This is a genomic window from Dolichospermum flos-aquae CCAP 1403/13F (genome assembly GCF_012516395.1).
In the GTDB taxonomy this organism is placed as follows: Bacteria; Cyanobacteriota; Cyanobacteriia; order Cyanobacteriales; family Nostocaceae; genus Dolichospermum; species Dolichospermum lemmermannii.
This window is the reverse complement of the sequence record NZ_CP051206.1, coordinates 1305836-1330909: the sequence shown is the minus strand read 5'-3', so window position 1 is coordinate 1330909 and position 25074 is coordinate 1305836. Positions and strand designations below refer to the sequence as shown.

General features: G+C 38.5%; 29 protein-coding genes, 1 tRNA gene and 1 pseudogene. 21 read left to right on the top strand and 10 right to left on the bottom strand.

Annotated elements, in window-relative coordinates; genetic code table 11:
• Window positions 1-163 precede the first annotated feature (163 nt).
• The gene (locus HGD76_RS06735) at window positions 164-739 is read right to left on the bottom strand and encodes a Uma2 family endonuclease (RefSeq protein ID WP_148762843.1); all 576 of its coding nucleotides are present in this window, start codon (window positions 737-739) and stop codon (window positions 164-166) included.
• A 25-nt stretch (window positions 740-764) separates the two neighbouring features.
• On the bottom strand, window positions 765-3464 hold the full coding sequence (locus HGD76_RS06730) for a CBS domain-containing protein (protein WP_168695308.1): 2700 nt from the start codon (window positions 3462-3464) through the stop codon (window positions 765-767).
• A gap of 394 nt (window positions 3465-3858) precedes the next feature.
• Here HGD76_RS06730 and psbZ point away from each other — a divergent pair, with 394 nt between their 5' ends.
• Window positions 3859-4047 carry a photosystem II reaction center protein PsbZ gene (gene psbZ, locus HGD76_RS06725; RefSeq protein ID WP_168695307.1) on the top strand — a complete coding sequence of 63 codons (189 nt, stop codon included), beginning with the start codon at window positions 3859-3861 and terminating at the stop codon, window positions 4045-4047.
• Window positions 4048-4604: 557 nt separating this feature from the next.
• Window positions 4605-5096: a 6,7-dimethyl-8-ribityllumazine synthase gene (gene ribH / locus HGD76_RS06720; RefSeq protein WP_168633957.1), complete on the top strand. Its 492-nt coding sequence runs from the start codon at window positions 4605-4607 to the stop codon at window positions 5094-5096.
• Here the strand turns inward: ribH and HGD76_RS06715 are convergent.
• Window positions 5093-5254: a hypothetical protein gene (locus tag HGD76_RS06715; RefSeq protein WP_210967737.1), complete on the bottom strand. Its 162-nt coding sequence runs from the start codon at window positions 5252-5254 to the stop codon at window positions 5093-5095. The two genes, ribH and HGD76_RS06715, sit on opposite strands and share 4 nt — an antisense overlap.
• A gap of 68 nt (window positions 5255-5322) precedes the next feature.
• Between HGD76_RS06715 and HGD76_RS06710 the strand changes: the two genes are divergently transcribed.
• The 3 genes from HGD76_RS06710 (at window position 5323) to HGD76_RS06700 (ending at window position 7617) form a co-directional block, all read left to right on the top strand.
• Window positions 5323-5394 (top strand) — tRNA-Gly (locus HGD76_RS06710).
• Between the two features lie 545 nt (window positions 5395-5939).
• Window positions 5940-6347, top strand: coding sequence for a hypothetical protein (locus HGD76_RS06705; protein ID WP_168695306.1), 408 nt, complete (start codon window positions 5940-5942; stop codon window positions 6345-6347).
• Window positions 6348-6351: 4 nt separating this feature from the next.
• Window positions 6352-7617, top strand: coding sequence for a glutamate-5-semialdehyde dehydrogenase (locus HGD76_RS06700; protein WP_168695305.1), 1266 nt, complete (start codon window positions 6352-6354; stop codon window positions 7615-7617).
• Here the strand turns inward: HGD76_RS06700 and HGD76_RS06695 are convergent.
• Window positions 7559-7984, bottom strand: coding sequence for a hypothetical protein (locus tag HGD76_RS06695; protein WP_168694535.1), 426 nt, complete (start codon window positions 7982-7984; stop codon window positions 7559-7561). The genes HGD76_RS06700 and HGD76_RS06695 overlap by 59 nt on opposite strands.
• 99 nt (window positions 7985-8083) lie before the next feature.
• On the opposite strand from HGD76_RS06695, the gene HGD76_RS26215 reads away from it, so the two are divergent.
• Window positions 8084-8506: a 4-Cys prefix domain-containing protein gene (locus tag HGD76_RS26215; RefSeq protein WP_168695304.1), complete on the top strand. Its 423-nt coding sequence runs from the start codon at window positions 8084-8086 to the stop codon at window positions 8504-8506.
• A 286-nt stretch (window positions 8507-8792) separates the two neighbouring features.
• On the opposite strand, the gene HGD76_RS06685 is transcribed toward HGD76_RS26215, so the two are convergent.
• Entirely contained in the window at window positions 8793-10430 is a 1638-nt protein-coding gene (locus HGD76_RS06685) for an IS1634 family transposase (RefSeq protein WP_168697347.1), read from the bottom strand.
• Between the two features lie 231 nt (window positions 10431-10661).
• Here HGD76_RS06685 and HGD76_RS25205 point away from each other — a divergent pair, with 231 nt between their 5' ends.
• The 3 genes from HGD76_RS25205 to HGD76_RS06675 all read left to right on the top strand — a co-directional run bounded on the left by HGD76_RS25205 (window position 10662) and on the right by HGD76_RS06675 (window position 12139).
• The gene (locus tag HGD76_RS25205; RefSeq protein WP_233467025.1) at window positions 10662-10976 is read left to right on the top strand and encodes an amidohydrolase family protein; all 315 of its coding nucleotides are present in this window, start codon (window positions 10662-10664) and stop codon (window positions 10974-10976) included.
• A complete protein-coding gene (locus tag HGD76_RS25200; RefSeq protein ID WP_233467084.1) occupies window positions 10969-11169 on the top strand; it encodes an adenine deaminase C-terminal domain-containing protein in 201 nt (66 codons plus the stop codon). The genes HGD76_RS25205 and HGD76_RS25200 overlap by 8 nt, the downstream gene beginning before the upstream one ends.
• Window positions 11170-11311: 142 nt before the next feature.
• Entirely contained in the window at window positions 11312-12139 is an 828-nt protein-coding gene (locus tag HGD76_RS06675) for a PAS domain-containing protein (RefSeq protein WP_168695303.1), read from the top strand.
• A gap of 345 nt (window positions 12140-12484) precedes the next feature.
• On the opposite strand, the gene tnpC is transcribed toward HGD76_RS06675, so the two are convergent.
• The 3 genes and pseudogenes from tnpC to HGD76_RS06660 form a co-directional block, all read right to left on the bottom strand.
• Window positions 12485-13456 (bottom strand): IS66 family transposase, encoded by a 972-nt coding sequence (tnpC, locus tag HGD76_RS06670; protein ID WP_168695302.1) that lies wholly within the window; start codon window positions 13454-13456, stop codon window positions 12485-12487.
• Window positions 13457-13509: 53 nt separating this feature from the next.
• A pseudogene (locus HGD76_RS06665) lies at window positions 13510-13762 on the bottom strand (DUF4277 domain-containing protein); the annotation flags it as partial.
• 265 nt (window positions 13763-14027) lie between these two features.
• The gene (locus HGD76_RS06660; RefSeq protein WP_168694588.1) at window positions 14028-15161 is read right to left on the bottom strand and encodes an ISAs1-like element ISAsp2 family transposase; all 1134 of its coding nucleotides are present in this window, start codon (window positions 15159-15161) and stop codon (window positions 14028-14030) included.
• 1034 nt (window positions 15162-16195) lie between these two features.
• On the opposite strand from HGD76_RS06660, the gene HGD76_RS06655 reads away from it, so the two are divergent.
• Complete coding sequence (locus tag HGD76_RS06655) at window positions 16196-16381, top strand: DUF29 family protein (RefSeq protein ID WP_325064839.1); 186 nt, start codon at window positions 16196-16198, stop codon at window positions 16379-16381.
• Between the two features lie 57 nt (window positions 16382-16438).
• Here the strand turns inward: HGD76_RS06655 and HGD76_RS06650 are convergent, their stop codons facing one another.
• Window positions 16439-17521 (bottom strand): ATP-binding protein, encoded by a 1083-nt coding sequence (locus tag HGD76_RS06650; RefSeq protein WP_210967736.1) that lies wholly within the window; start codon window positions 17519-17521, stop codon window positions 16439-16441.
• Window positions 17522-17581: 60 nt separating this feature from the next.
• Here HGD76_RS06650 and HGD76_RS06645 point away from each other — a divergent pair, with 60 nt between their 5' ends.
• Window positions 17582-18241, top strand: coding sequence for a Uma2 family endonuclease (locus tag HGD76_RS06645; protein WP_168695301.1), 660 nt, complete (start codon window positions 17582-17584; stop codon window positions 18239-18241).
• A gap of 225 nt (window positions 18242-18466) precedes the next feature.
• Here the strand turns inward: HGD76_RS06645 and HGD76_RS06640 are convergent, their stop codons facing one another.
• Entirely contained in the window at window positions 18467-18943 is a 477-nt protein-coding gene (locus tag HGD76_RS06640; protein WP_015079214.1) for an NAD(P)H-quinone oxidoreductase subunit N, read from the bottom strand.
• 860 nt (window positions 18944-19803) lie between these two features.
• Here HGD76_RS06640 and rplC point away from each other — a divergent pair.
• From rplC to rpsQ, 10 genes are all read left to right on the top strand, one after another.
• Window positions 19804-20442, top strand: coding sequence for a 50S ribosomal protein L3 (rplC, locus tag HGD76_RS06635; protein WP_148762861.1), 639 nt, complete (start codon window positions 19804-19806; stop codon window positions 20440-20442).
• Window positions 20443-20516: 74 nt separating this feature from the next.
• Window positions 20517-21149, top strand: coding sequence for a 50S ribosomal protein L4 (rplD, locus tag HGD76_RS06630; protein WP_168695300.1), 633 nt, complete (start codon window positions 20517-20519; stop codon window positions 21147-21149).
• On the top strand, window positions 21142-21459 hold the full coding sequence (locus HGD76_RS06625; protein WP_148762865.1) for a 50S ribosomal protein L23: 318 nt from the start codon (window positions 21142-21144) through the stop codon (window positions 21457-21459). The genes rplD and HGD76_RS06625 overlap by 8 nt, the downstream gene beginning before the upstream one ends.
• A gap of 118 nt (window positions 21460-21577) precedes the next feature.
• Entirely contained in the window at window positions 21578-22441 is an 864-nt protein-coding gene (gene rplB, locus HGD76_RS06620) for a 50S ribosomal protein L2 (protein WP_168695299.1), read from the top strand.
• Window positions 22442-22515: 74 nt separating this feature from the next.
• Complete coding sequence (gene rpsS, locus HGD76_RS06615) at window positions 22516-22794, top strand: 30S ribosomal protein S19 (RefSeq protein ID WP_015079209.1); 279 nt, start codon at window positions 22516-22518, stop codon at window positions 22792-22794.
• A gap of 95 nt (window positions 22795-22889) precedes the next feature.
• Complete coding sequence (gene rplV, locus HGD76_RS06610; protein WP_041458279.1) at window positions 22890-23249, top strand: 50S ribosomal protein L22; 360 nt, start codon at window positions 22890-22892, stop codon at window positions 23247-23249.
• A gap of 56 nt (window positions 23250-23305) precedes the next feature.
• Entirely contained in the window at window positions 23306-24085 is a 780-nt protein-coding gene (gene rpsC / locus HGD76_RS06605; RefSeq protein ID WP_168695298.1) for a 30S ribosomal protein S3, read from the top strand.
• Between the two features lie 73 nt (window positions 24086-24158).
• Window positions 24159-24584: a 50S ribosomal protein L16 gene (gene rplP, locus HGD76_RS06600; protein WP_168695297.1), complete on the top strand. Its 426-nt coding sequence runs from the start codon at window positions 24159-24161 to the stop codon at window positions 24582-24584.
• Between the two features lie 3 nt (window positions 24585-24587).
• Window positions 24588-24815, top strand: coding sequence for a 50S ribosomal protein L29 (rpmC, locus tag HGD76_RS06595; RefSeq protein WP_015079205.1), 228 nt, complete (start codon window positions 24588-24590; stop codon window positions 24813-24815).
• 6 nt (window positions 24816-24821) lie between these two features.
• Window positions 24822-25070: a 30S ribosomal protein S17 gene (rpsQ, locus tag HGD76_RS06590; RefSeq protein ID WP_015079204.1), complete on the top strand. Its 249-nt coding sequence runs from the start codon at window positions 24822-24824 to the stop codon at window positions 25068-25070.
• The last annotated feature ends 4 nt before the right edge of the window (window positions 25071-25074 follow it).

Here is a 25074-nt window from a genome sequence, read left to right as displayed (position 1 = left end):
TTTGAAAAGTATCAGAATTAATCGAGATCCCCCCAACCCCCCTTACAAAGGGGGGCTAAATTCCTCAAAGTCCCCCTTTGTAAGGGGGATTTAGGGGGATCTGCGGGTGTCAGATCCCACACGAAAAAGTTTTCAAACAACCTCTAAGATACGTCAACCCAACCTACTGGAAATTTACACCTTCATAAATATCATTGAAGGGAATTTGAAAATCTATGGATTTTAAAGACAATATATCATTTACTGATTCATATTCAGTTAATACCCATTGTCCTTCGGCATTTTTAGCAAATTGTTCAATAAAATATTCATATTGATTAATCATAATATATTCCTTTAATTCAGGAAGAGAACGATAAAATCTAAATTTGTCGGTTTTATCATAATTTATAGTTGATTTAGATAACACTTCGACAATCATTAACGGATTTGTGACTTGAGTAGTTCCAGTTCCTTGATATATTGGTTCTCCTTGAATTACCATAATATCTGGATAAGTATAGATTTGATAACGTTGTAGCCATAATTTAACATCACCCATATAAATCTTGTAATTTTGATTCCGCATTTTTAATTTAAAATGTAGATAAAAATTACCTGCGATTTCATTATGATTCGTAGTTCCACCACTCATAGGTATAATCTCTCCGTGTATATATTCGTTTTTAACTTCTGATTTTTCTTCTAGTTCTAAATATTCTTCTGGAGTATAGTATTTGCTGGATGTTTGAATTTGCATATCAACCTCATATTTTTAATTTCCATTACCCAGGATAATGCTTGGCTAAAAATTCTTGTGCTTCCGCTTTATCTTTAATTATACCATCTACAGTAGCAGTTAATAAATCATCAAGCATTTGCTTATATTGGGGACTAGGTTTATAACCCAATTGTTTTAAATCATTCCCATTTAATAGCGGTTGAATATTTCCCCAGTTTGTTAAATATTGCCAAATCCGTCTTCTGATTTTGCGGGGACTTTGTAAAGCAATTAAAATTAAAGTCTGCAAATCATATCTTTTGAGTAAATAAATAGTTTGACTAGGTTTTTCAAAAGTTGGTAATAACGTAATTACCTCAGCTTGAATTTGAGATAATTTCTCTAATCTGACAATACTATCATCAACTAATTGCAGATTTTTAGCTACTTTCCCCCGATATTCTGGTTGTAAATAGGCAATTAATACTTCTAGACGCATTTGCCAATTTATTAAAGTTTGTTTTTTATCAAATTTCCTTAAACAGTGTTTTAATAAATTTAATTGTCGAGAAAGTTCCACATCTAATTTTAAAGTAGGATGAATACATTGTAAAGCCCCCAAATTATCCAATAATTCTAAAGCTGATTGCCAATAATCTGCTGCTAATATATATTTTAATTCAGTTTTTAGTCGAGTTTGCAAAGCCGGAGTTTTACTATTTTCCTGACTTGTTCTATCATAAACTCCACTATTTATAGCATAACGAATATAAGTTTCTGTTTGTGGTTCTAGAGAAAATCCAAACCGCACCGCAAACCGCACACCGCGATAAATCCGAGTTGGATCTTCAATAAAACTATTAGCGTGTAAAATTCTAACTTGCTGATTTTGCAAGTCTATAAAACCACCAAAGAAATCTAATAATTCACCAGCACGAGGAGAAGTTAACCTTAAAGCCATGGCATTAATCGTAAAATCTCGCCGATATAAATCTTGCCGAATAGAACTAGCTTCAACCTCTGGATTAGCTGCTGGGTAAGGATAAAATTCAGTTCTAGCTGTGGCAATATCCACCCATAAGGAATCTAATACTAAATCTTTATGCCATAATAAAGCCGCAGTTTGAAAAGCACCATGAATTTCTAATCTGGCATTTTGATAAATTTGCTGTAAGGCTTTAGCTAATTCTACCCCTGCACCAACGTCTGCGGTTTTATGAAAACCATCAACGACTAAATCAATATCATTAATTATCAAACTGCGATTTTCCGCTTTTGATAATAGCAAATCTCGCACTGCACCACCAACTAAATAAAGATGCCAACCTCGTTTTTCTGCTTCTTGCGATGCTGTAGTCAGTAATTCCCAAAGTTGCGGTGTCAGACGTTTTTCTAATTCCGTACTTAGTCCTAAATCCTGAGAATAATTTTTAATTTTTAATTCTAAATTTTTAATTGTTAATTGATGTAATTCTCTTAAAATATCGGTGCGGGTGACAATACCAACTAATTGCCCATGATCTAATACTGGTAATCTGCCAATATCATAAGTCACCATTAAAGACTCAATTTCTGGTAAAGAAGTATCAGGGGTAATTGTCTTTAAATTACTTGTCATATAACCTTTAACTGGTGCATGACTAAACCCATGATGTAAAGCAATATCTAAATCCCGTCGGGAAATAATTCCGATTAATAAATCTTGATTATTCACTACAGATAAACCTGAATGTCCATAACGTAATAAAATCCGCTGGGCTTCGGCTATAGTAGTATCAGGGCGAATTGTCCGCACTGGAGAAGACATCAAATCTCTAGCTGTGGGAGGATGGGGAATTTGGGCTTTTAAACCATCTAATAATTGTTGTAAAATTGGTTGGGAATCTGTAGTGCGAAGATTAAAAGATGCGGCTTGAGAATGTCCACCACCACCATGAGGTTGAAATAAGGAATTAAGATTTGTTTGGGGAATTTGCGTTCTGCCAATTACTGTTAAGCGCCAATCATTTTCACTCAAAGGATATTCATTTGCTAACAGTACAGCATCAGATTCTGTTAAATCAATAATTTCCGAAGCTAAACCTGATAAACCGGGGACAAAACCATCGGTTTTTAGTGTCACCCAAGCTATGGTATATCCCCGCAAACAAAGATATTGTAAATTCTCTAAAGCTGCACTTAACAATTGTTGTAATTGTGGTGATAAACCAGGATCACGATAAGTAGAAATAACTGATAAATTTGCCCCTTGCTGCATTAGCCAAGCCAACGCTAAAGCATCTCTGGCTGTAGATTGTTTATAGGTTAATGAACCTGTATCCACATGAATACCCAAAGCCATTACAGTTGCTTGGGCAGAATTTAAAGAAATATTATTTTTTTGCAATTCTTCTACCATTAAGGTAGTTGTCGCCCCCACTTCGTCAATATATAATTGAGTGCTGGGAATGTCTCTTTCCTGTCCAAAATGATGATCGTAAACAATGATTTCTTGGACATTGGGTAAATCGAACCAGATAGCAGCTTTACCCAAGCGATCGCGCTTTTGAGTATCCACAACCATTAAAGAGCGAATTTTTTCAGGATTTACCGAACGTCTTTCAATTAGCGGATACTCGTCACGATGTAACGCTAAAAAGTCCCGTACAGGAGGATGTGCGCCCCCAGTCAAGACAATTTTGCTCCCTGGTTTGAGACAAGTTAACCCCACCGCTGCCCCCAAAGCGTCAAAATCCGCAGTTGTGTGACAAAGAATTAAATCCATATATTTTTAAGATAGGAGTCAGGAGAAAGAAGGAGTCACCGAGTCAGGAGTCACCGAGTCAGGAGTCACCGAGTCAGGAGAAAGAAGGAGTCAGGAGTCACCGAGTCAGGAGTCACCGAGTCAGGAGAAAGAAGGAAGAAGGAAGAAGGAAGTAGAAGTCAGAGAATATAATTTTTATCTTAATCAATTTCCCAATCACCAATTACCAATCACCAATCACCTAAAGAAAAAACAGATTGGCGGATCAGAAGTGAGCAACTGTTACAACCAGACGTAAAATATTAATTGATCAGGTGATGCCTTATGAGTTCATAAGGTTCACTGAAAACCCTAGACTGTTTATACAGCAGCAGTTCTGGGAAAACTAAGATTTAGTTATGTTGGGAAAAACAAAATGACCATAGTATTTCAAATCGCTTTAATATCATTAGTCTTGTTCTCCTTCGTGCTTGTGATTGGTGTACCTGTTGTTTACGCCACTCCTCAAAACTGGGTAGAATCTAAAAAACTACTCTGGGTTGGTTCGGGTATTTGGGCGGCTTTAGTCGTGTTAGTTGGTATATTAAACTTTTTTGTGGTTTAGTTGAATGCTTTAATCATTCACTAACGCATACCATACACTCTATTAAGAGCAGAAAAGCTTAGGTAAGGAGTTAAACAGAAAAAACTTTCTTTTTCTAAACGACCTTTTCCTGATTGTGCTTTTCTGCTCTTCTATTTTGATGGCAGAAAAGTATATTGGTAAAGCAGTTATTGTAAATTTATAAGGGAAATGCCGAAAACCCTTGAAGATGTAGCTGACTTAGGAAGCTACATCTGTGCTTTAGCTGACGGGATGAAGGCTAGAGGCTTTCCTTTATCCTGCATTGACATTAATTTAAAAATTTGAAATAATTTCAAATTTTAATCCATATTCGTGAGACAATTAAATTGTCGGCAAAGACATTAAAAACCTACCGGGGGACTCTCGGAAAGTTACGCTTGTCAGAGATGATTCTGCCAGTAATGGCAAACAGAATCAGGGCAAGAACCCAAATATTTAAGGCAATGCCTGAAGCTGGGATAACTGAGAGATATAGACTGAAACTCTCTATAGAATCTCCGCGTCTTTAGACCGGGGAGTGTCAATTAGAGGCAGTTATGGCAGTTTTTGAAGGAAATTTTCAGCACACCGAGTCTTTGCGCTTTGCATTGATCATTGCTCGCTTTAATGATCTTGTCACCATGAAACTCGTAGAAGGATGTAAAGATTGCTTAAAACGTCATGGTATAGATCCTGATCCAGAAGGACAGCAAGTAGACTATGTTTGGGTTCCCGGTAGTTTTGAAGTTGCCAATGTAGCCCGTCAATTAGCAATGTCTGGCCGTTATGATGCCATAATTTGCCTGGGTGCAGTCATCAAAGGACAAACACCGCATTTTGATTATGTATCATCGGAAGTTTCTAAAGGCATTGCGGCGGCCAGTTTCCAAACAGGTGTGCCGGTAATTTTCGGGATTTTGACCACAGATACCATGCAGCAAGCCCTAGAACGAGCCGGCATCAAGAGTAATCATGGTTGGGAATATGCCATGAACGCCATAGAAATGGCGACTCTCATGCGGCAATTACGCCCGAATTTAGCAGGTTAATTGGGTAATGGGTGATAGGTAATGGGTAATTGGTAATTGGTAATTGGTAATTGGTAATTGGTAATGACAACGGACAACTGTACGGGCGAAGCATTTGGAGAACTATTTTTGGCAATGACCGATAATTTATCTTCCAAATGCTTCGCCCCTACTGACAAAAAAATAATTTAATTTAGGGGTTGACAAACCTGAATATATCTGGAATAATAAGTCTATTGGTAAGTTCGCGGGTGTAGCTCAGTGGTAGAGCGCAACCTTGCCAAGGTTGATGTCGTGGGTTCGAATCCCATCACCCGCTTTTTAGCTTAACCGACAGAAGCCCCACGTCTGACCCGATAGGGCAGCGGGGCATGAATGGCGCGTGAATTGACGACGGTTTTCCGACCAACGCGACAGCAAGGAAGGAAAACATGGAGACAATTCCCAAAATTTGTGTTATGAATTGAATATCTCGGCAAGGCAAGAGAATAGCGATAACCAAGCTAGATACATGATCATTTTTGTTGATTAACCTTGATTTTGCCTTTGGAACGAGGGGTCAGCCTATCGCCTTAACATCAGTCTTGTTGTTCTCGAAGAGCAAAAAGCTGTTAACTGGGTAGGAAGCCTATACTTACCCGCAAGGGAAGTGTAGGTAGTTCACTTAAAGTTGATATATTAAAGTAACACTAAAAGATTTTCCATCTCTACTAAATTGGTAGATGATGGATTTTTAAGTTGGGATAGTTTGTTATTAGACTTTCCCAGCTATATCATTAGACGTAATTTTAGAGTTTCCCATACTGATTTTCAGGAAAATTGGGGAATAATGTAAAAAAACCGCCCAAGTTATTTATCTCGCTTGTGCAACCTCAAAAACCAGATAAAATTGACTTAAATACGGAATACGCTTGTCCTTGTCGTCGCAAGGGACATTTGATTCCTATCACGCTAACAGAAGCTTTCGGATGCGATCGCTGTCAGCAGATTTTTGTTGTCGAAGACAATGGATATGTATTAGAGCAACTTTCTACTACCTATCCATATAAACGTGCTTGGCGCTGGAAAGGCAATAATTGGCAAATTGTTCAACCCCGATTAGGACAAAACTATTTGCCAGTAGCACTCAGCATTATTTTTGTGTTAGTGATTATATGGCTACCATTAGCTCTACGATTGGCTAATAGTTCCAATATCATAGCTTGGACAATTGTAGCAGTGCTATTGGTAATTCTGCCAGCACTAATGGTCTGGCTTACTTACAGACGTTAACTCCATGACAGGTGAAGTGATTGATGATTACCCCGAACCTATGACAAGTGCTAACCGCGCCTTTCAGGCTTCCCTGAAATTGGGAACGACTAAGGGGATAGATAGGAGTCGTGCTGTGTTAGCAATGGCACAAGCGATAGAAAGTGATTTTGATGAAATTCTCGAAGCTAATACTCTGGATTTAGAAGCAAGTCGAGAAATGGCAGTTACCGAATTAATTTTGGACTGGTTGAAGCTAACTCCCTCTCGGTTGGAGAATACTATTAAGATTCTGCAACGATTGGGAGAATTATCTGATCCTTTACGACGGGTGAGAACTGCTGATTATCAACAGGAAGACTCTCAAAGCTATACTCAATTAATGCCTTTAGGGGTGATTGCCTTTATTTATGAGGCTTTCCCCGATTTAGGGGCGATCGCTGCTGGTTTTTGCATAAAAACTGGCAATAGTATTATTCTTAAAGGTAGTACGGAAGCTAGTAACTCCAATACAGCGATCGCTAACGCCCTGCAAACAGCCATTACAAAAGTCGGATTACCCGCAGGTTGTGTAGAATTAATCACCGCTGAACATGGTGCTTCAGTGCGAGACTTAGTTACCCAAGATCAGTATTTAAGTTTAGTTATTCCCTACGGACGTTCCAGTTTAATTCAACAGGTGGTCAGACAAGCAACCTGCCCAGTGTTAAAATCAGCAATGGGTAATTGTTATCTGTATTGGTCAATCAACAGTAGCTTAGAAATGATTCGCTGGATGATTATGGATAGCCATGAAAGCGAACCAGATCAAGTCAATGCCATTGAAAAAGTTTTAGTGCATCGTCAAGCCTTACCATCTTCCTTATCAGTGCTGTGGAGTAGTTTAAAAGAAAAAGGTTTTCAACTCAAAGGAGATGCAGAACTAGTTGCAGCATTTCCCCAATTGCAATTAGCCAAAGATGAAGAATGGGGAACACCGTATTTAACCAAAACAGTAGCTTTTAAGTTAGTAGATAGTTTAGAAAGTGCGATCGCTTGGATTAATCAATATAGTAGCAGTCATGCTGATAGTATTGTCACCGAATCCTACCAAGAAAGTCGCCAATTTGCATTAGGAGTAAATAGCGCCTCTACCTACATAAATGCTTCCCCGCGTTTTTCCCGTCACTCCTCACGAGGAGAGGCTGTATTTTTAGGAATGTCCAATCAAAAAGGACATCGCAGGGGATTTATTAGTTTGGAAACATTGACAACCGTGAAGCATATTGTTCAGGGAAATGGACGGTTTTAGGGAGAATGTCTGAATCAGGATATCCAGGATTTAAGGATGAACAGGATTTCATTATTTTCATCTTCTTCATATTCTTAATATCCTGAAAATCCTCAAATCCTGAGTATCCTGATTCAGACAAATTCACATCCTGAAAATCCTCAAATCCTGAGTATCCTGATTCAGACAAATTCACATCCTGAAAATCCTTAAATCTTGGAAATCCTGATTCAGACAAATTCACATCCTGAAAATCCTTAAATCCTGGAAATCCTGATTCAGACAAATTCACATCCTGAAAATCCTTAAATCCTGGAAATCCTGATTCAGACAAATTCACATCCTGAAAATCCTTAAATCCTGGAAATCCTGATTCAGACAAATTCACATCCTGAAAATCCTAAAATCCTGGATATCCTGATTCAGACATATTTATTTTCCGTAAATCAAGGTAGAATATCAGATAAATGTGCTACCTACCAAGATCATGAGCCTGTGCATCAATCCTAACTGCCCAAAGCCGCAAAATCCCAACAATATCCTATTTTGTGAAACCTGTAGTTCAGGCTTGTTACTACAAGACCGCTATCGGGTAATAGTTAGGCTGGGAGGAGGTGGCTTTGGTGATACATTTGAAATCAACGAAGTCAGAACCAACAAAACCAAAGTTATCAAAATCTTGACCGATAATCGGCAAAAAGCCATAGAATTATTTAAACAAGAAGCCGATGTTTTAAGTCAACTCCATCATCCTGGTATTCCTAAAGTAGAACTAGACGCTTATTTTGAATATTATCCCCACAACCACAACACCCTAATTCATTGTTTAGTAATGGAAAAAATTGAGGGAGAAGACTTACAACCCACATTCCGCACCCCAAAATGTTACAGAGGGAAATTACGGAGATGAAAATCAAAGGGAGCATCAAAACAAACAGATAAAGTGAAAAAAGGCATTTGAGAAACAGTAAATCACCAAAAATGTCATCAAAATCTATTCTCAATAAGAAGCAATAAGAATGCACACCACCTGGAGAGGTCAATGAATAAGCGAAAGGAGATATTCAAGAAATAATTATAAGTTAGACTAATCAATTAAAGTAAAAAACGAAATTATAGACATAGTAAAATGGAGCTATAAATCAAAGAGATTAGCTCATCTTTACTCATAGAAATTAAATTGATAGAGATGATAATTAGCTGACTAATTGATAGTAACGTAAACAATCATCTGGTAAAAGACTCAAGATAAAATCTCTGTCCTTATTCCAATTAGAAATATGTTTCTCCTGATTGAGTGTAACCAAATGAATACACTGAAAGCATTGAAAAATCCAGCGTAAAGTAGGACGATTAGTTGCTTTGCCTAATTGATTTTTAATTGTTGATTTAGACTCCAAAAGAGCATTTCTAATATGACGTTGAGCCAAAGTATAAACCAGTAGACATAAACCCATAATCATTCCCAAAGACTCTATTCTCTCAGGACTTTTGAGGAAAATACTGTCGGCAAAAAATAATGGGTCTTTGAGAAAACCAAACCCTCTTTCACATGATTGTTGAGCTTTATATTCCCTGAGCATAGAATCATTGCTTAGTTCCTTTGAATCTAAAACATTTGTCGCAATAATAAAACGTCCCGCACTCAGCAATTCTGTATTAATTTTACTTTCATCCTGGGAGACTGTAGCTGATATTTGATAGGATATTTCTCCTGAAGTATCTTTTTTATTAGATTTTACTTGAGTCACCGTACTTTCGTGAATTTGATGATATTTGAATTGTTTTGATAATTTTGATAATGCCTTGATAGCATCTGCAACACATGCAAATCTCTCTTGTGATAACTTTTTCAAATCTTGCACAGCTTTTGATTCTGCTTTGGTAATTTTTTGTGTGAGCTTATGCAGGTCTGATTCTTTTCTTTCTTGACTTTGCACTACTAACCATCTTTGTTCTATCCCTGCATAATTTTGGATTTTTGATGCTAATTTATATCCTGGTATTGTACTATCAATAAATTCTGATTCTGCTAATGTTGATATTAATGATTTTGCTGCTTTTATGCTTAATGGTACTCGACATAACCAACGTAATTCTGACATCATTTTCAGGTTTGATTCTGTATATAAAGCAGCGTCAGCAACCATGAGACTATTAACTTCTAATTGTTTTTGATATTCTACTGCTATTTTACCAAAACATGATGAGTCAGCTTGGTTTCCCGATGCTAGTTTTAAAAATATTGGTATGTCTCCATCTCCTGAACATATCATTTCTATGATAAACTGTTTTAAGTCTGGACGATGGTCACGAGAATAACCGTAGGTGATGGTTATTTCTTTTGGTGATTTTACTGCTAATTCTTCTAATTCTTGGTTATTTCCTACTTTTTGACTCTCAAATATTACGAATGGTAAGCTAGTGTTATACTGCCCATGCACGTGCATTGATGATGAGTCTAGATGTGATGTTGATAGTGATACTCCAAATTTTTGAGCAGCTTTTAAGGCTATGATAAAAAAGATTGTATCTAAGCCTTTTATAAACAGTTTATCCATGACTCTCCCCAATTTATCGTCGTTGAGATATTCTGGTTTTACTCCTGCTCCTATTAAATGCTCACAGGCTATTGTTTCAAAATATTTGGGAAACATATATAACGGTTTGGAGACAAATCCTAACCCGTTTATTATCATGGCTTTTACCACTTGACCTGCATTTACTTTTTCGTCTTTTTCGACTCCTATTAATTCATTTATTATTTCTACTATTCCGATTGAATCTATGATTCCTGCTACTATCCCTAGATGGTCTATGTTCTGAATTTCCATTTCTTGAGGTTTTAATTTCACAACAGTTTCCTCTCATACTTCTGTTGTTATCAATTATTTCTTATTTGGTTATCAATTCATTTTTTTCTTTTGTTACCAAGTTTCACTTTCTCACACCATTTCGCTTTTAATGCTATTTATTATTATTAAGCATCTTAATTTTTGAATTGACTTTAGTTATTATGTACTACTTTAAGGGCTTTTTTGATCTGTGACAGTTTGGGGTGCGGAATGTGGGATATAAATCTACTGGTAAAACGGGCTGTGGCATTAGGTCACGATGTGATGAATGTCCTGCAAATTGCCTGTGTGAACCCTGTCAAACATTACAATTTGGATGTGGGATTACTACAAGTTGGGGACAGTGCAGATTTGATTGTTGTTGATAATTTACAAGATTTCACGGTGTTGGCTACTTATTGTCAAGGTGTTTTAACAGCAAAAACCGGGTCAACTTTGTTACCATTTGTTCCTGTCAAACCTATCAATAGCAGAAGACAATGTAGTTCATGTATTACCTTTACCTGTGGCTGGGTTGATGAGTGATAGCGATGGTTATGAGGTAGCAAAACAGTATGCAGAACTTGATAATTGGGCAAAACAATTAGGGTCAAAACTGACTGCACCATTCATGACACTTTCATTTATGGCATTGCCGGTGATCCCAGACTTAAAACTGAGTGACCGGGGGTTATTTAGTGGTAAAGAATTCCGGTTTGTGTCGTTGTGGATTGATTAGATTTTAACTTGGCACAAATCAATATTTTCATAGGGTATAATCGCTGGTTTTGATAACATATTCAAAATCAAATTTATGCCCAAATTTATGTCAATTTAAAATATTAGGAATAAAGTAGAAATTAAGTTTTTCAATTAAAATTATGAATCCAGAACTAGAGGCATATCAAAATGAATTTATAGAAGCCATACCGGGGTTTATTTCAATTGTTGACTTAAATCTGACGTATCTTACGGTTAATAACAAACTATCTGCTTTGTTTAACTTAGAGAAAGAGAATATTAAGGGAATGCTGGCTGGTGGAAGTTGCAAAAAGCAAAGTGTGCAAATGCAGCAATTACTTGACTCTCCAGTGGGAACTGAAATAACTTGGGAGTATTATTTTGAAGGTACTTGTTTAGCTGTTTCCTCTAAACGACATGAGTTTTTTATTGTCAATCAAGCTGTTGATATTACTGAAAGAAAAAATCTAGAGGAAAAACTTAAAGCATCTAATGAGAGAAATGGAATATTACTCAGGGCTATTCCTGAAGCTATTAAGTCAGGGGCGGGAAGACATTCTACTGATGAGTTAGAATTTCTTGTTAAATCTTTAACTGAAAATCCCATTGTTGACCGACAATCAATTGAAACATTAATTAGATTAGAAGTTCAAGTTAGGGAAAATTCTGCCAAAATGCAACAAGTCGAAAAAATGCTTTTTTGGGATGATTCTTCATTGATGAGCAGAGTCAAAGCATTAGAGGTTTATCAACAAAACGATGATGAAAACTGGGAACAACTTGCAGAAAGCAGAAATAAAATCAATGATTTATCTAAAATTATGGAGATTATTACTAGCATCCCTGGTGGGTTAAAATCTTGGCTAATAGTGTTTATTATCCTCCAAATGACAGGAATCTTTGTTATAGATTTGGGTGTGAGATTATTGAACTTAGAACACTTCATACCCATTGAAAGAAAACAGTAATTATAGTTTTAAGCTTTTGATTTCGTGGGGTAACATGAATTTATCCTCTTTCCAAAACCCCAGGGCAAGCGCATCTTATTTTTAGAATGCTTACTGGACAAAGGTTTTGACGATTGTTAAGTTTTGTAACTAAAAGTTAAAACCCTTGCTGGGCATGGATTACAGAATTTAGGTGCGTTTGCCCTGGGAATACTCCAAAGACAACAGAATATTAAGCACAAGATTTCTTACCCTGTCTAAAAATTCCCTGTCAGCTTCGTCAATGGTATTCCTACCAAGATTATTGTCATCGTTGTAACTCAAATCACCGTTATCTGTAACCTGACAACTAGTAAGGATTCAGGTCTAAATTTGAGGGATTAAATCTGGGGTCTGCACATTAGGATTAACCATAGCTTTAATGGCTTGGGTAAAAAACTCAATCACAGAACGTCCTTGACGGCGACAAGTTTGTATAACCGTCAATAAATTGGCAGTATCTTGAAACCGCGACCTAGTACGAGAACCACCACTGACTTTTCGTTTTGTCACTGCTAAACGTAACGTTCGTTCGGCTAAATTATTATCAGGGGGTATGTGCGGGTGGTCTAAAAAATACCACCATTGATGAGCTTTATTGCGTAAGGAGCGTAAAAGTTTACCGGCTTCCCCTCCAGCTTTATCAATCCATGAATGAATAGCAAATTCAACTTTTAATTTGAACTCAGAAGCCCAACTTGAGAACTCATCAATGTTGTGAGTTTTTTGGAAGAGAGCGTAGTTTTTAAAACCTTCATCTATCAGGTTGAGGAATGTTGACCCAATTTCTTTATTATTTAAACCAGGAAGCTTAATCAGTTTCTTGAAGTGACGGCGTAAATGTGCCTGACATTTCTGTTGAGCCTTAACTGGATAACCGTTATAGGCACTAAAATCATCAGAACTGAGTACACCCTCATAGCTTGAACCCAGAATCGCCTCTAATTCAGCACGAGAACGAGTATCAGCCGCATGAAATAAAGCGAAGTCGGTATTGGCAAAAATCCATAACCATTCTTTTACCCCTTTGACTACCCAAGGTGTTTCATCTGCATGGATATTTGGCTGGGTAAGTTTAATCCACTCTTTGAGGATGTCTGCCGATGGTGGTTTTGACGATGTTGTGCTGTCTAAATCTCTACTTACTTTGAGTTTCTCTATGACAATTTCTAGTTCTATTACTTTGGTTTTTAGTGCTTCTATAGCGAGCGCCTGCTCCATGACCATCTCTATCAGTTGCTCTGTTGCCAACTGTCTCAAGGTTTCTCTGTCTGGTTTTGGGGGCAGGTTTTTTTCCATACCTGTGATATTCCCCCTCCATTGTCACTCTTGTCAATACCCCCACCTGAATCCTTACCATCATTGAGATATTCTGCTTTTACTCCTACACCAATTAAATGTTCACAAGCAATTAATTCAAAGAATTTTGGAAACATATATAACGGCTGTGACATCATACTTAAGCAGTTCAAAATCATCGCTTTTACCACCTGACCTGCACTGACTTTTTCTCCTGGCTCTGAACCTACTAAATTATTAATTTATTTCTACAATCCCTATTGAATATACTATTCCTGCTACTATCCCTAAACAGGGGAAACGCATCTAAATTATCTTGACAGAATACTATATTAGTGCATCAATATGGGAAAATATCTAACTTCATTCAAAATCTGATAAATTCCTTTATTAAAATTATAAAAATTTCATAAATTTAGAGTAAGTATTTATTTTTAATGATGGATTTATTTTGTTCAGTTCTATATATTAATATCTATATTTTTTGGCATCAAAAATATAGATTCTATTGTAGAATCAACAGAAAAATAAATTGGTTATATTTATATTTGTCTATATTTTCTGATTTTTATCAGATACATTCTAAAATCTTCTCTAAATATTCATCATCCCATCCTGCACAAAACTGCTTACTTTTAGTTCCTAGTTTTTGGCTTTTTTCTTTTCCTAAAAGATTAACTGCTATATGACGAATAACTGCAAAGTTTTGTGGTGCATTATCCTTTCTTATCCGACAATCATCTTCTCTAAAAGCTACATCTAAAACCCAGTGTAATGAATTCTCTATACCCCAATGAGTGCGGACTGATTCTCCTAGTAATTTCGCATTATTTGTCAAACTACTTATATAATAGCCTGTCTCAACCTTCGTTTTTCCATTAACTTTTCGTATATATTCTACCATTCCTACACTTTGAAGATTTACCCATTTCTTATCAGTATCTATTCTTTCTTCTATGTCTGATAACATGAGATAATGACGAATCTCTTCTCTTCCATGTTTGTCTTCTTTTGTATGAAATTCACTATATTTGAATCCCTCAAACCCTTTAGATATAGCTTCTTTGAAGATTTCTTCTACATTCTTATATAAATTACCTTGATTCTTTTTGAGTGCGATAATATATTCGCCTGATTTTTCTGCAATTGATTTTACTATCTCTTTTTGACACCCCATCGCATCAATCGTTACTAAACATCCGGCTATATCTAATACTTTAATTAATTCCGGTATGGCTGTTATTTCATTTGACTTTTCTTCTACTTTACATTGTCCTAATACTAATTTATTACTAGTTGCCCATGCACTTACCATGTGAATCGCACCTTTATCCTTTCCTTTATCATATGAATGCCTTAATGTTTTCCCATCTATTGCTATGACTTCTCCTTCTGTAATTTTATTGATAGATTTTATCCAACTCAAAAAACAATTCTGAAATTGTTGCGGATCTATTCTCGCAAATACTCTGGCGAATGTATCATGAGATGGAATCCCGTTTGGAAGTTCTAAAAATTGTTTTAGCCATTTTTCTTTCTTTTTTCCATAAGCCTCCATCAATACCCAACTATCTACTCCACAGATCACTGCACAAATCGCAATGGTTACTATATCTATTAATTTATGCCTTTTTGTTCTCTCAACTCTTTTATCTTCTAAATCTTTAAAGTGATCTACTATTGTGATTTTTGGTGGTAGCTTCATTTTGTGAATTTTGTCTCTTTAGTTTTATTGAGAATACCACTTCAACTCATTTTATTGATTCTTATAGAAACGAATTTACCATCAAATTTTCTTCATACTCATTTATTGGCTTGATATTAACATGGTAATACTGCCCTTTTTATCTATTCATAGAAGTTACATTTTGTCAAAAAAAATTAGATGCGTTTCCCCTGTATCCCTAAATGGTCTATCTTCTTCAATTCCAGGTCTTTTGTACTAAACATGGTAACAGAAACTCCATATAAGTATCTGTTACCATGTTCTCATTTTTCTGTTGATTTAAAACGTTTTTTTAGTTTTTTTTATAGTCATTGAGGATAAAGCTTTCAATGATTGTGGACTAAGTTTTCCATTACAATCACCTCAGAATCAAAATTTTGTACTTAGTCGTTTTTGTTGACTGTATATCTGCTTTAATAGTAGTTATTTCTATTTAGCTTCAATAAATTTTAGTCAACCCTCACAAGCATTAGTTCTTATGTACTAAATACATCGGTTTCCTTGGGGTGTGACACTTGAGGGTGCGGAATGTGGGTTACAAAAGTATATGCAAAAAAATGGGTTGCGTCCCATTAACCAAACTACAGCAATAGCATGGCTGAAAGATTTATGTGTAGTGGTGCGGCGAGGACTTAGTAGCCCTTTACACTCTTGCTCTTTTGCCCTCTTCTCTTTTTTCTTTTCCCTTCTTAACCCACCGCCGTGAGGCGGAAAATATTTTTCTGTAAAAAGCTGGCTTTTGGTGTCTGGGTTCAGTATAGCACACATTTTCCATTTTGTCTGAATCAGGATTTCCAGGATTTAAGGATTTACAGAATTAAAGAATACGCAAGATTCAGATACCCGACTTCTTAAAGAAGTCGGGTATCTAGTTATTCTAGTTGTTCATAACTAATTTGGGATTGTTATTGTAGAATAAAAGCAAGATATTAATAGTACCTGACAAATTGTGAATCCATTTTCATAAAACATCCTGGAAATCCTGATTCATACAATTAAATCATATATAGTAAATCAACCGAATATTAGCAGATAGTCCCAGCTTAAAATCCTATTTAGAAGAAGCCTTTTTATTAAGTTATCAAGATGGAATTAACTTAGCAGTCAAAGAAACAAACCTCCCCTATGAAACCTTTCCAGAAAATTGTCATTATGAAATCACACAAATATTAGAACCTGAATTCTTACCAGAATTGTAACCTTCTAACCTTCTTCCTTCGCGCCTTTGCACCTTAGCGTCTTTGCGCGAAACAAAATTAACTCAACCGTTCCCGCAACCATAAAGCCAACAAAGGCATAGCTAAACGATAACCATGTTCAGCATCATAAATCAAACCCTTATGCTGTAACCCAGTTAACGCACCTTGCAGACTCCCACCCCGTGAAAGTCCATGCTTTTGAATATACTCCTTACTCTGGGGTTTATCAGTAGGATCAATAGCCAAAGATTCCAATAAATGTACCTGATTTGCAGGTAACAACATCAGCAAAGATTCATAAGTCATAGATAAATCTCTCAATAATCCTGCAATAGCCTTTTGAACATCTTCCTCCCGAATTAAACCATCTGCACAACGGGACGCAGATAACCGCCGAATAATCGCCATCCCATCGCCAATATGTCCCTGTACCGCCTCTAGAAATAGCTGTAAGGCTTGACTATGACAGTCAAAGGTGAAACCTTGCGTATGTAAAATTTCCCTCGCCCACAAGGCTAAAATATCCTTAGCTAAAGGGGCTAATTGGATAGTTTCTAGGGGATAATTAGTATCATCTGAATGTTGGCTAGACTCAGCAATGGTGGCTATTAGTACATAGCTAACATGAGGATAAGCCTTAACTTCTTTCCTAAATGTAGTTTCCCATAAACCATGACGATCCCAAGAACGAATATGGGGAAAACTTTCTAAAATCAGCAATATGCGGTGATTTAAATCAACCGCCATTATTTCCAATAAGTCTAACAAACTGGCGAAAGCTTGCCATAGTTGTTCCTGTTCCAAAGAACGAATTAGTTTTAGTTGACTTTCAGAATTAAAAGTAAAAAATTCCGAAGTATTTTCATTTAACCAGATTTGAATTTTTTCCGCTTCCCAATTTTGACTAATCGCTTCCGCTAATAGTTGCACAAATCTCTCTGCTTCTGTAGCGCGAATGCAGTCTATTTCCAAGATAACTGTATTCACCTCCTGTGCTGCACCTCTCACTAAAGTGCGTCTCCCACTACCAGGGACTCCAGTAATTAACAAATCACCATCCTTTGCCAGTATTTCAATAATCCGCTGAAACTCTACAGAACGTCCAATTAATTGTAAGGGAGTAGACAAATTTAAATTCACTCGATTCTCGCTTTTGCGTAATATATTATAATAACTATTAAGCTAAATTTAAGGGCAACTATGGTTAGTACAATCACTAAACCAAACAATATTACCCCAGAAACTACCCCCGCAGAACAGCGAGTAGTTTTTCACGATATCAGTTGGCAAAATTATCAGCAAATTTTAGCAGCATTAGGGCAAAGTCGTTCCTCTCGACTTATCTATGATCAAGGGACATTAGAAATCACCATGCCATTAGAAGAACATGAAAGTGCTACCAGATTAATTGAACTATTCATCCGCATTTTGGTAGAAGAAATGGGTTTAAAAATTAAAACAATGGGTTCAACTACCTTAAATCGTGATGATTTACAAAGAAGCGCTGAACCGGATAACTGTTATTACATTCAAAATCAACCTCAAGTAGTTGGGAAAAAAGTTGATTTAAACCAAGATCCACCACCAGACTTAATTGTGGAAGTAGATATTACTCATACTGACATCAATAAACTTGCTTTTTATGCCAGCATGGGAGTACCAGAATTTTGGCGTTATAACGGTGAAATAGTGCTATTTTATCAACTTCAAAATCATCAATATGTTGAAGGAGAAAAAAGTCCCACATTTTCTATAATCACCAAAGAAAAACTTTATCAATTTTTGCAAGATTGCCAAATAGATGAAGTGCAAGCTAGTAAATCTTTCCGTACTTGGGTACAACAGGAAATACAGAATTAAGACATCCCAAAATAAACTGTAGGGGCGGGGTTTTCCCCACCCTGAGAGGATGTTTGAAAAGTGGTATTCCGTAATTTTCATTACATTGCTACCCCCCTTTCCCCTTGTAAAGGGGGGAAACAATAAAAATCCAGTTCCCTCCCCTTTACAAGGGGAGGGTTAGGGTGGGGTAAAAAATAGTTGATACATCAACCATAACTTTTCAAACACCCTCTGACAATTTGCTTAACTAGCTAACAGTGTCTTTTCCAAAGGTGTCCAGCGGAAAATGCGATCGCCACCTCTCTCAATTACCACCTTAACCCGTGGTTCTAACTTAGGCAAATTCATCAAATACTCAACTTCCTGATCAGAAAGAATATTTCCCTCAATAATCCACAACACCAACCCCTTAGACTTAGGAGGTAATTGTGCCAAATGAGAACTGATCATTGGTGGTAAATAATATACATCACCCACCGCCGCACCACTACTATTGCTTCTTTTGCCTAAATGTGGTGGTCTGACACCATGAACTTGCATCAGATACGCAGCCACATCACCCAGTCCCCTCGCAGTAATATGCAATGCAACATAGCCAGTCGCCCGTAATCGGCGCAGATAGCGACCTTCATAGCCCCCCTCCAGAGGAACATAAACACCCAACGCCCCAAATTTCTCCAAATTGCGGATGAAACCGTTGCCAGTGGTAATTAGTGCCATAGATTTTTCTCCTATCCCACTTAGATATCTCTATTATTCACTCTCTAGTGGTAGATTAAGTTAAATGAAGCAGGATATTTTTCCCAATCTTGAAAATTCAAAACCGGAATATGGGTAATTTTTTCTACCTCCGCCTCAGCATCCCATCACAAAGCAAAAAAATACTAGACAAAAAGTCATGAATAGTTTATATTATTAGATTGTGACCGAATAGTATAATTAGCTAGGCATCTTTCTTATTTAGAGTTTCTAGTTAGTCCTAGCATCTGAGTTTCTAGTTGGTTTCCCTAAAAGAATAAAACTGGCTGACTCCACAAGAGACTGCTAAACTAAAAAAGCTTTCAGGTCAAATCAAGAGCCAAATTCATATTTAAGCTCTCACACCAAATCACTCCCGTAAATCCTAAAAAAATTAGGCAAAATCTTAAACAATAGTTTAGGGTATGAAAATAAGTAGTTCCTTAGCAATAATGTTGGTTTCATGGCATTATGTTAAGACTAAGGAAAAGGATACTGAGGGTCAATAACCACTTAAGTCCTGCTACCACGGTAGAGTGCCAAAGCAACTGCTTGGACAAAAGCATTGCTGCACACAGCGCAAAGCCATTAAGCCTCGCATTGGATTCCAGAAGTAATACCTTCTCCATAGAGTAGGCACTTATTCCTGTTATTGTGATTGAGTAAGTGAAAATAAACAAATTCACTAAAGCAAAAGGGACAAAAATTGTTGCGTCGCCGAGAATTTGCACTGTTTAACGCCAGTCCAAATTTCAGAGGTAAAGTTTACACTCAAGCGACAGTGACAAAAGCTGTCCCCATTCGACTTCCAAAAAAATAGAACGAAAGGAGAACCAGTAACTGTGTCTGTAGGTATTCTCGGCACCAAGCTGGGCATGACCCAAATATTTGATGAAGCAGGAGTCTCCATTCCTGTTACCGTCATCAAAGCCGGTCCATGCACCGTTACACAAGTTAAAACGAAACAGACCGACGGTTACTCTGCCATTCAGGTTGGTTATGGCGAAGTTAAACCCAAGTCACTGAACAGACCATTGTTGGGACATTTGGCTAAATCCTCCGCCCCACCAGTCCGTCATCTGAATGAATATCGCACCGATAGCACTGGTGATTATGCTTTAGGTCAAGAAATTAAAGCAGATATTTTTAGTGCTGGTGAAATTGTAGATGTAGTTGGTACAAGTATTGGTCGCGGTTTTGCCGGTAACCAGAAGCGTAACAACTTTGCTCGCGGTCCCATGTCACACGGTTCCAAAAACCATAGAGCGCCAGGTTCTATCGGTGCTGGGACAACCCCAGGTCGTGTTTATCCCGGTAAAAGGATGGCAGGACGTTTGGGCGGTACTCGTGTCACAATTCGCAAACTGACAGTAATACGAGTAGATGCAGAACGCAACTTAATCATCATTAAAGGAGCTATTCCTGGCAAACCAGGAGCTTTAGTGAGCGTCGTTCCTGCAACTATAGTTGGCAAAAAATAGTCATTTAGTCATTGGTTAGGGGCAAAAAAAGACAACTAACAACTGACAACTGACAACTGACAAAGGACACAAAGATGGTAGAGAGTGTAATTAAAAATTGGCAAGGAGAGCAAGTCGGAGAGACAAGCTTCGACCTCCGGGTTGCCAAAGAAACAACAGCGGCGCATATCGTGCACCGCGCCCTAGTCAGACAAATGACCAATTCTCGCCAGGGAACTGCCAGCACTAAAACTCGTGCAGAAGTTCGTGGTGGTGGTCGTAAACCTTGGCGGCAAAAAGGCACAGGTCGCGCCCGTGCTGGTTCTATCCGTTCACCATTATGGCGTGGTGGTGGTGTGATCTTTGGACCAAAACCCAGAGATTTCGACCTAAAAATGAACCGTAAAGAACGCCGTTTGGCATTGCGGACAGCATTTGTTGGCCGTGCTGAAGATTTAATAGTTGTTGAAGAATTTAGCAACGAGTTACAGCGTCCTAAAACCAAGGATCTCGTAGCAGCATTAGCTAGATGGGGTGCTGCACCAGAACAAAAGACACTGTTGATTTTGTCTGAAATAGCAGAAAACGTGCTTTTATCAGCCCGTAACATCGAAAACTTAAAACTGATTCCCGCTGACCAGTTAAACGTTTACGACTTGCTCCACGCTGACAAAATTATCGTCACATCATCAACCCTAGATAAGATCCAGGAGGTCTACAGTGCCTAAAGTAGTTGCCACCCGTGATCTACCGGATTTAGTGCGTCGCCCCATTCTCACCGAAAAAGCGACCATGCTCATGGAACAAAACAAATACGTGTTTGAAGTCATTCCTAAAGCCACTAAGCCACAAATTAGAGCCGCCATTGAAGACCTATTTGCAGTTAAGGTCGTCAAAGTCAATACCGCCAACCCTCCACGCAAACAAAAACGCGTAGGTAGATTTATTGGTTATAAACCCCAATACAAGCGAGCTATTGTCACCGTTGCTCCTGGGGACGAAGAAAAAATCAGAAAAGTTCTCTTCCCAGAAGTTTAAGAATTTTAGATTAGAGATTTGCAATTGGGCTAATAAATAATTGCCAAAAAACAATTAAAAATCGAAAATCGAAATCAAAAAAATTCTGAATTAAAAATTCAAAACTCCAAAATCACTTATGGGTACTCGTTCTTATCGCCCTTATACCTCCAGTACTCGCCAAGTTATCATCTCCGATTTTGCCGAAATTACGAAAACTGAGCCAGAAAAATCATTAACTGAATCAGTTCATCGTCCTAAAGGTCGGAACAATCAAGGGCGGATAACCAGCCGTCGTCGGGGTGGCGGACACAAGCAACTATACCGCATTATCGACTTTAAGCGAGATAAGCGGAATATCCCCGCTACAGTTACAGCCATTGAATACGATCCTAACCGCAATGCGCGGATCGCTTTAGTGTTGTACGAAGATGGCGAAAAACGCTACATATTGCAAACAAATGGCATGACTGTAGGCACAAAGATAATTGCTGGACCTGAGTCTCCTATCGAAGATGGTAATGCCTTACCTCTATCGAATATGCCCTTGGGTACTAGTGTTCACAACGTCGAAATGACACCAGGTAAAGGTGGTCAAATCGTGCGGGCCGCTGGTGCAGTAGCTCAAGTTGTCGCTAAAGAAGGCAACTATGTAACCTTAAAGTTACCTTCAGGTGAAGTCCGGTTGATTCGGCGTGATTGCTACGCCACCATTGGACAAGTCGGTAATACAGACGCCAGAAACCTCAGTGGTGGAAAAGCTGGACGAAATCGCTGGAAAGGCCGTCGTCCCAAGGTGAGAGGTAGTGCCATGAACCCAGTGGATCACCCACATGGTGGTGGTGAAGGTAGAGCGCCTATCGGTAGATCCGGTCCTGTCACACCTTGGGGTAAACCCACTTTAGGGGCTAAGACACGGAATCGCAAGAAAGCCAGCACTAAATTGATTATCCGTCGTCGCCGCAAATCATCTAAACGTGGTCGTGGTGGTCGTCAGTCCTAACATCAAATTTGACAATTGACAATTAAGCATTATCAATTATCAATTGACAATAATCCCAAATCAAAAATTGAACTATGGGTCGTTCTTTAAAAAAAGGTCCTTTTGTTGCTGACCATCTGCTCAAGAAAATTGAGAAGTTAAACGCAAAAGATGAAAAACAAGTGGTCAAAACTTGGTCGAGAGCTTCGACAATTTTGCCCTTGATGGTAGGTCATACTATCGCTGTTCACAATGGACGGCAGCACATTCCCGTATTTGTCAATGAACAAATGGTCGGTCATAAGTTAGGAGAATTTGCTCCTACCCGTACCTACAGAGGTCATGGTAAAAGTGACAAAAAATCAGGGAGATAGATCAATTAAAAATTGAAAATTAAAAATTAAAACATGAGAATTTTTAATTTTTAATTCCAAATTTTTAATTGATAAACATAGAGTAAGTTATGAAAATGGCAACTGACACTACTGAAGTTAAGGCAATCGCCCGCTATATACGCATTTCTCCCTATAAAGTGCGCCGTGTACTTGATCAAATTCGCGGCCGTTCATACAGAGAAGCACTAATATTGCTCGAATTTATGCCCTATGGCGCTTGTGACCCCATCTTAAAGGTTCTCAGAAGTGCCGCAGCTAATGCCGAGCATAATGCTGGTTTAGACAGATCCAGTTTGGTGATCAGTCAAGCCTATGCCGACCAAGGACCAGTGCTAAAACGGTTTCAACCCAGAGCGCAAGGTCGAGCTTACCAAATTCGCAAACCAACGTGTCATATCACTGTTGCTGTTTCCGCGGTTGCTACTGCTGAGTAAACAGCCACCAGGCACAAGAAAATTGCGTACAGTAAGAAATTTTAGAGGAAGCTTTTGTGGGACAGAAAATTCATCCAGTCGGCTTTCGACTGGGTATAACTCAAGAACACCAATCCCGTTGGTTTGCAGAACCTGACCGTTATCCAGAACTTCTCCAAGAAGACTACAAACTCCGTCAATACATTGAGCAAAAACTAGGTAGATACGCTCAAAATAACGCCGGTATTTCCGAAGTGAGAATTGAGCGCAAAGCTGATCAAATTGACCTAGAAGTCCGCACAGCTAGGCCAGGTGTGGTTGTAGGTCGTGGTGGTCAAGGTATTGAATCATTGCGTCTTGGACTACAAGGAGCTTTGGGTGGTAATCGCCAAATTCGCATTAACGTTGTTGAAGTCCAACGAGTTGATGCTGATGCTTACCTGATTGCTGAATACATTGCTCAACAATTAGAACGTCGGGTTTCCTTCCGCCGAGTTGTGCGTCAAGCAATTCAACGCGCTCAAAGAGCAGGTGTCCAAGGAATCAAAGTTCAAGTCGGTGGTCGGCTCAACGGTGCAGAAATTGCCCGCTCAGAGTGGACTCGTGAAGGTAGAGTTCCTCTCCACACCTTACGCGCTGACATTGACTATTCTGGCTGCACCGCTAAGACAGTTTACGGAATTCTCGGAATTAAAGTTTGGGTCTTTAAAGGCGAAATTATTCCTGGACAGGAACAAGCTCCCGCTCAACCAGCTAGAGACCGTGAACGTGGAGATCGTGACCGTGAACGCGAACCCCGTCGCCGACAACAACAACGTCGTCGTCAACAGTTTGAAGACCGCTCCAATGAAGCCTAGTCAATGCTCATAGTCAGTAGTAAAAAAACTGACAACTGACAACTGACAACTGACAACCGACAACTGACAAATCATGTTAAGTCCTAGAAGAACTAAATTCCGCAAACAACAACGCGGACGCATGGAAGGTCTTGCCAGCCGAGGCAGTACCCTCAACTTTGGGGACTTTGGACTCCAAGCCCAAGAACCATCTTGGATTACCTCACGGCAAATCGAGGCTTCCCGTCGGGCAATGACTCGGTATATTCGCCGGGGTGGCAAAATCTGGATTCGGATTTTCCCTGACAAACCAATCACCATGCGTCCTGCTGAAACCCGGATGGGTTCTGGTAAAGGTAACCCAGAGTTTTGGGTAGCTGTAGTCAAACCAGGCCGGATCATGTTTGAAATTGGCGGCGTTACTGAAGAAATTGCCCGCGAATCCATGCGATTAGCTGACAGTAAGTTACCAATTAAGACCAAGTTTATTACCCGCTCTCAACCACAGGAGCAGGAGTAGTTTATGCCTCTTCCCAAGATTTCAGAAGCTAGAGAATTAAATGACGAACGGTTGGCTGAAGAAATTGTCGCTGTGAAAAGACAACTATTCCAGTTGCGCTTACAAAAAGCCACTAGACAATTAGAAAAGCCTCACCAGTTCAAACACGCACGCCATCGGCTCTCCCAATTACTGACAGTAGAAGGAGAACGGAAACGGGCAGCGAGTCTTTCAGATCAAGAACAAAAGTAGGAGATTATGGCAGTCAAAGAACGAGTTGGCTTGGTAGTGAGCGATAAAATGCAAAAAACTGTGGTAGTAGCCATAGAAAACCGCGCTCCTCACCCCAAGTACGGCAAAATCGTAGTTCAAACCCGCCGCTATAAAGTTCACGACGAAGAGAATACTTGCAAAATAGGCGACCGGGTGCGGATTCAGGAAACTAGACCCCTGAGCAAAACCAAGCGTTGGCAAGTCAAAGAAATCCTGAACATTAAAGCTACTTAGTAAA

Coding starts and splice junctions, on each gene's coding strand:
- HGD76_RS06735 (WP_148762843.1), bottom strand. CDS start 739: ATGCAAATTCAAACATCCAGCAAATACTATACTCCAGAAGAATATTTA.
- HGD76_RS06730 (WP_168695308.1), bottom strand. CDS start 3,464: ATGGATTTAATTCTTTGTCACACAACTGCGGATTTTGACGCTTTGGGG.
- psbZ (WP_168695307.1), top strand. CDS start 3,859: ATGACCATAGTATTTCAAATCGCTTTAATATCATTAGTCTTGTTCTCC.
- ribH (WP_168633957.1), top strand. CDS start 4,605: ATGGCAGTTTTTGAAGGAAATTTTCAGCACACCGAGTCTTTGCGCTTT.
- HGD76_RS06700 (WP_168695305.1), top strand. CDS start 6,352: ATGACAGGTGAAGTGATTGATGATTACCCCGAACCTATGACAAGTGCT.
- HGD76_RS26215 (WP_168695304.1), top strand. CDS start 8,084: ATGAGCCTGTGCATCAATCCTAACTGCCCAAAGCCGCAAAATCCCAAC.
- HGD76_RS06685 (WP_168697347.1), bottom strand. CDS start 10,430: ATGGAAATTCAGAACATAGACCATCTAGGGATAGTAGCAGGAATCATA.
- HGD76_RS25205 (WP_233467025.1), top strand. CDS start 10,662: ATGTGGGATATAAATCTACTGGTAAAACGGGCTGTGGCATTAGGTCAC.
- HGD76_RS25200 (WP_233467084.1), top strand. CDS start 10,969: ATGAGTGATAGCGATGGTTATGAGGTAGCAAAACAGTATGCAGAACTT.
- HGD76_RS06675 (WP_168695303.1), top strand. CDS start 11,312: ATGAATCCAGAACTAGAGGCATATCAAAATGAATTTATAGAAGCCATA.
- tnpC (WP_168695302.1), bottom strand. CDS start 13,456: ATGGAAAAAAACCTGCCCCCAAAACCAGACAGAGAAACCTTGAGACAG.
- HGD76_RS06660 (WP_168694588.1), bottom strand. CDS start 15,161: ATGAAGCTACCACCAAAAATCACAATAGTAGATCACTTTAAAGATTTA.
- HGD76_RS06645 (WP_168695301.1), top strand. CDS start 17,582: ATGGTTAGTACAATCACTAAACCAAACAATATTACCCCAGAAACTACC.
- HGD76_RS06640 (WP_015079214.1), bottom strand. CDS start 18,943: ATGGCACTAATTACCACTGGCAACGGTTTCATCCGCAATTTGGAGAAA.
- rplD (WP_168695300.1), top strand. CDS start 20,517: ATGGTAGAGAGTGTAATTAAAAATTGGCAAGGAGAGCAAGTCGGAGAG.
- rplB (WP_168695299.1), top strand. CDS start 21,578: ATGGGTACTCGTTCTTATCGCCCTTATACCTCCAGTACTCGCCAAGTT.
- rpsS (WP_015079209.1), top strand. CDS start 22,516: ATGGGTCGTTCTTTAAAAAAAGGTCCTTTTGTTGCTGACCATCTGCTC.
- rplV (WP_041458279.1), top strand. CDS start 22,890: ATGGCAACTGACACTACTGAAGTTAAGGCAATCGCCCGCTATATACGC.
- rplP (WP_168695297.1), top strand. CDS start 24,159: ATGTTAAGTCCTAGAAGAACTAAATTCCGCAAACAACAACGCGGACGC.
- rpmC (WP_015079205.1), top strand. CDS start 24,588: ATGCCTCTTCCCAAGATTTCAGAAGCTAGAGAATTAAATGACGAACGG.
- rpsQ (WP_015079204.1), top strand. CDS start 24,822: ATGGCAGTCAAAGAACGAGTTGGCTTGGTAGTGAGCGATAAAATGCAA.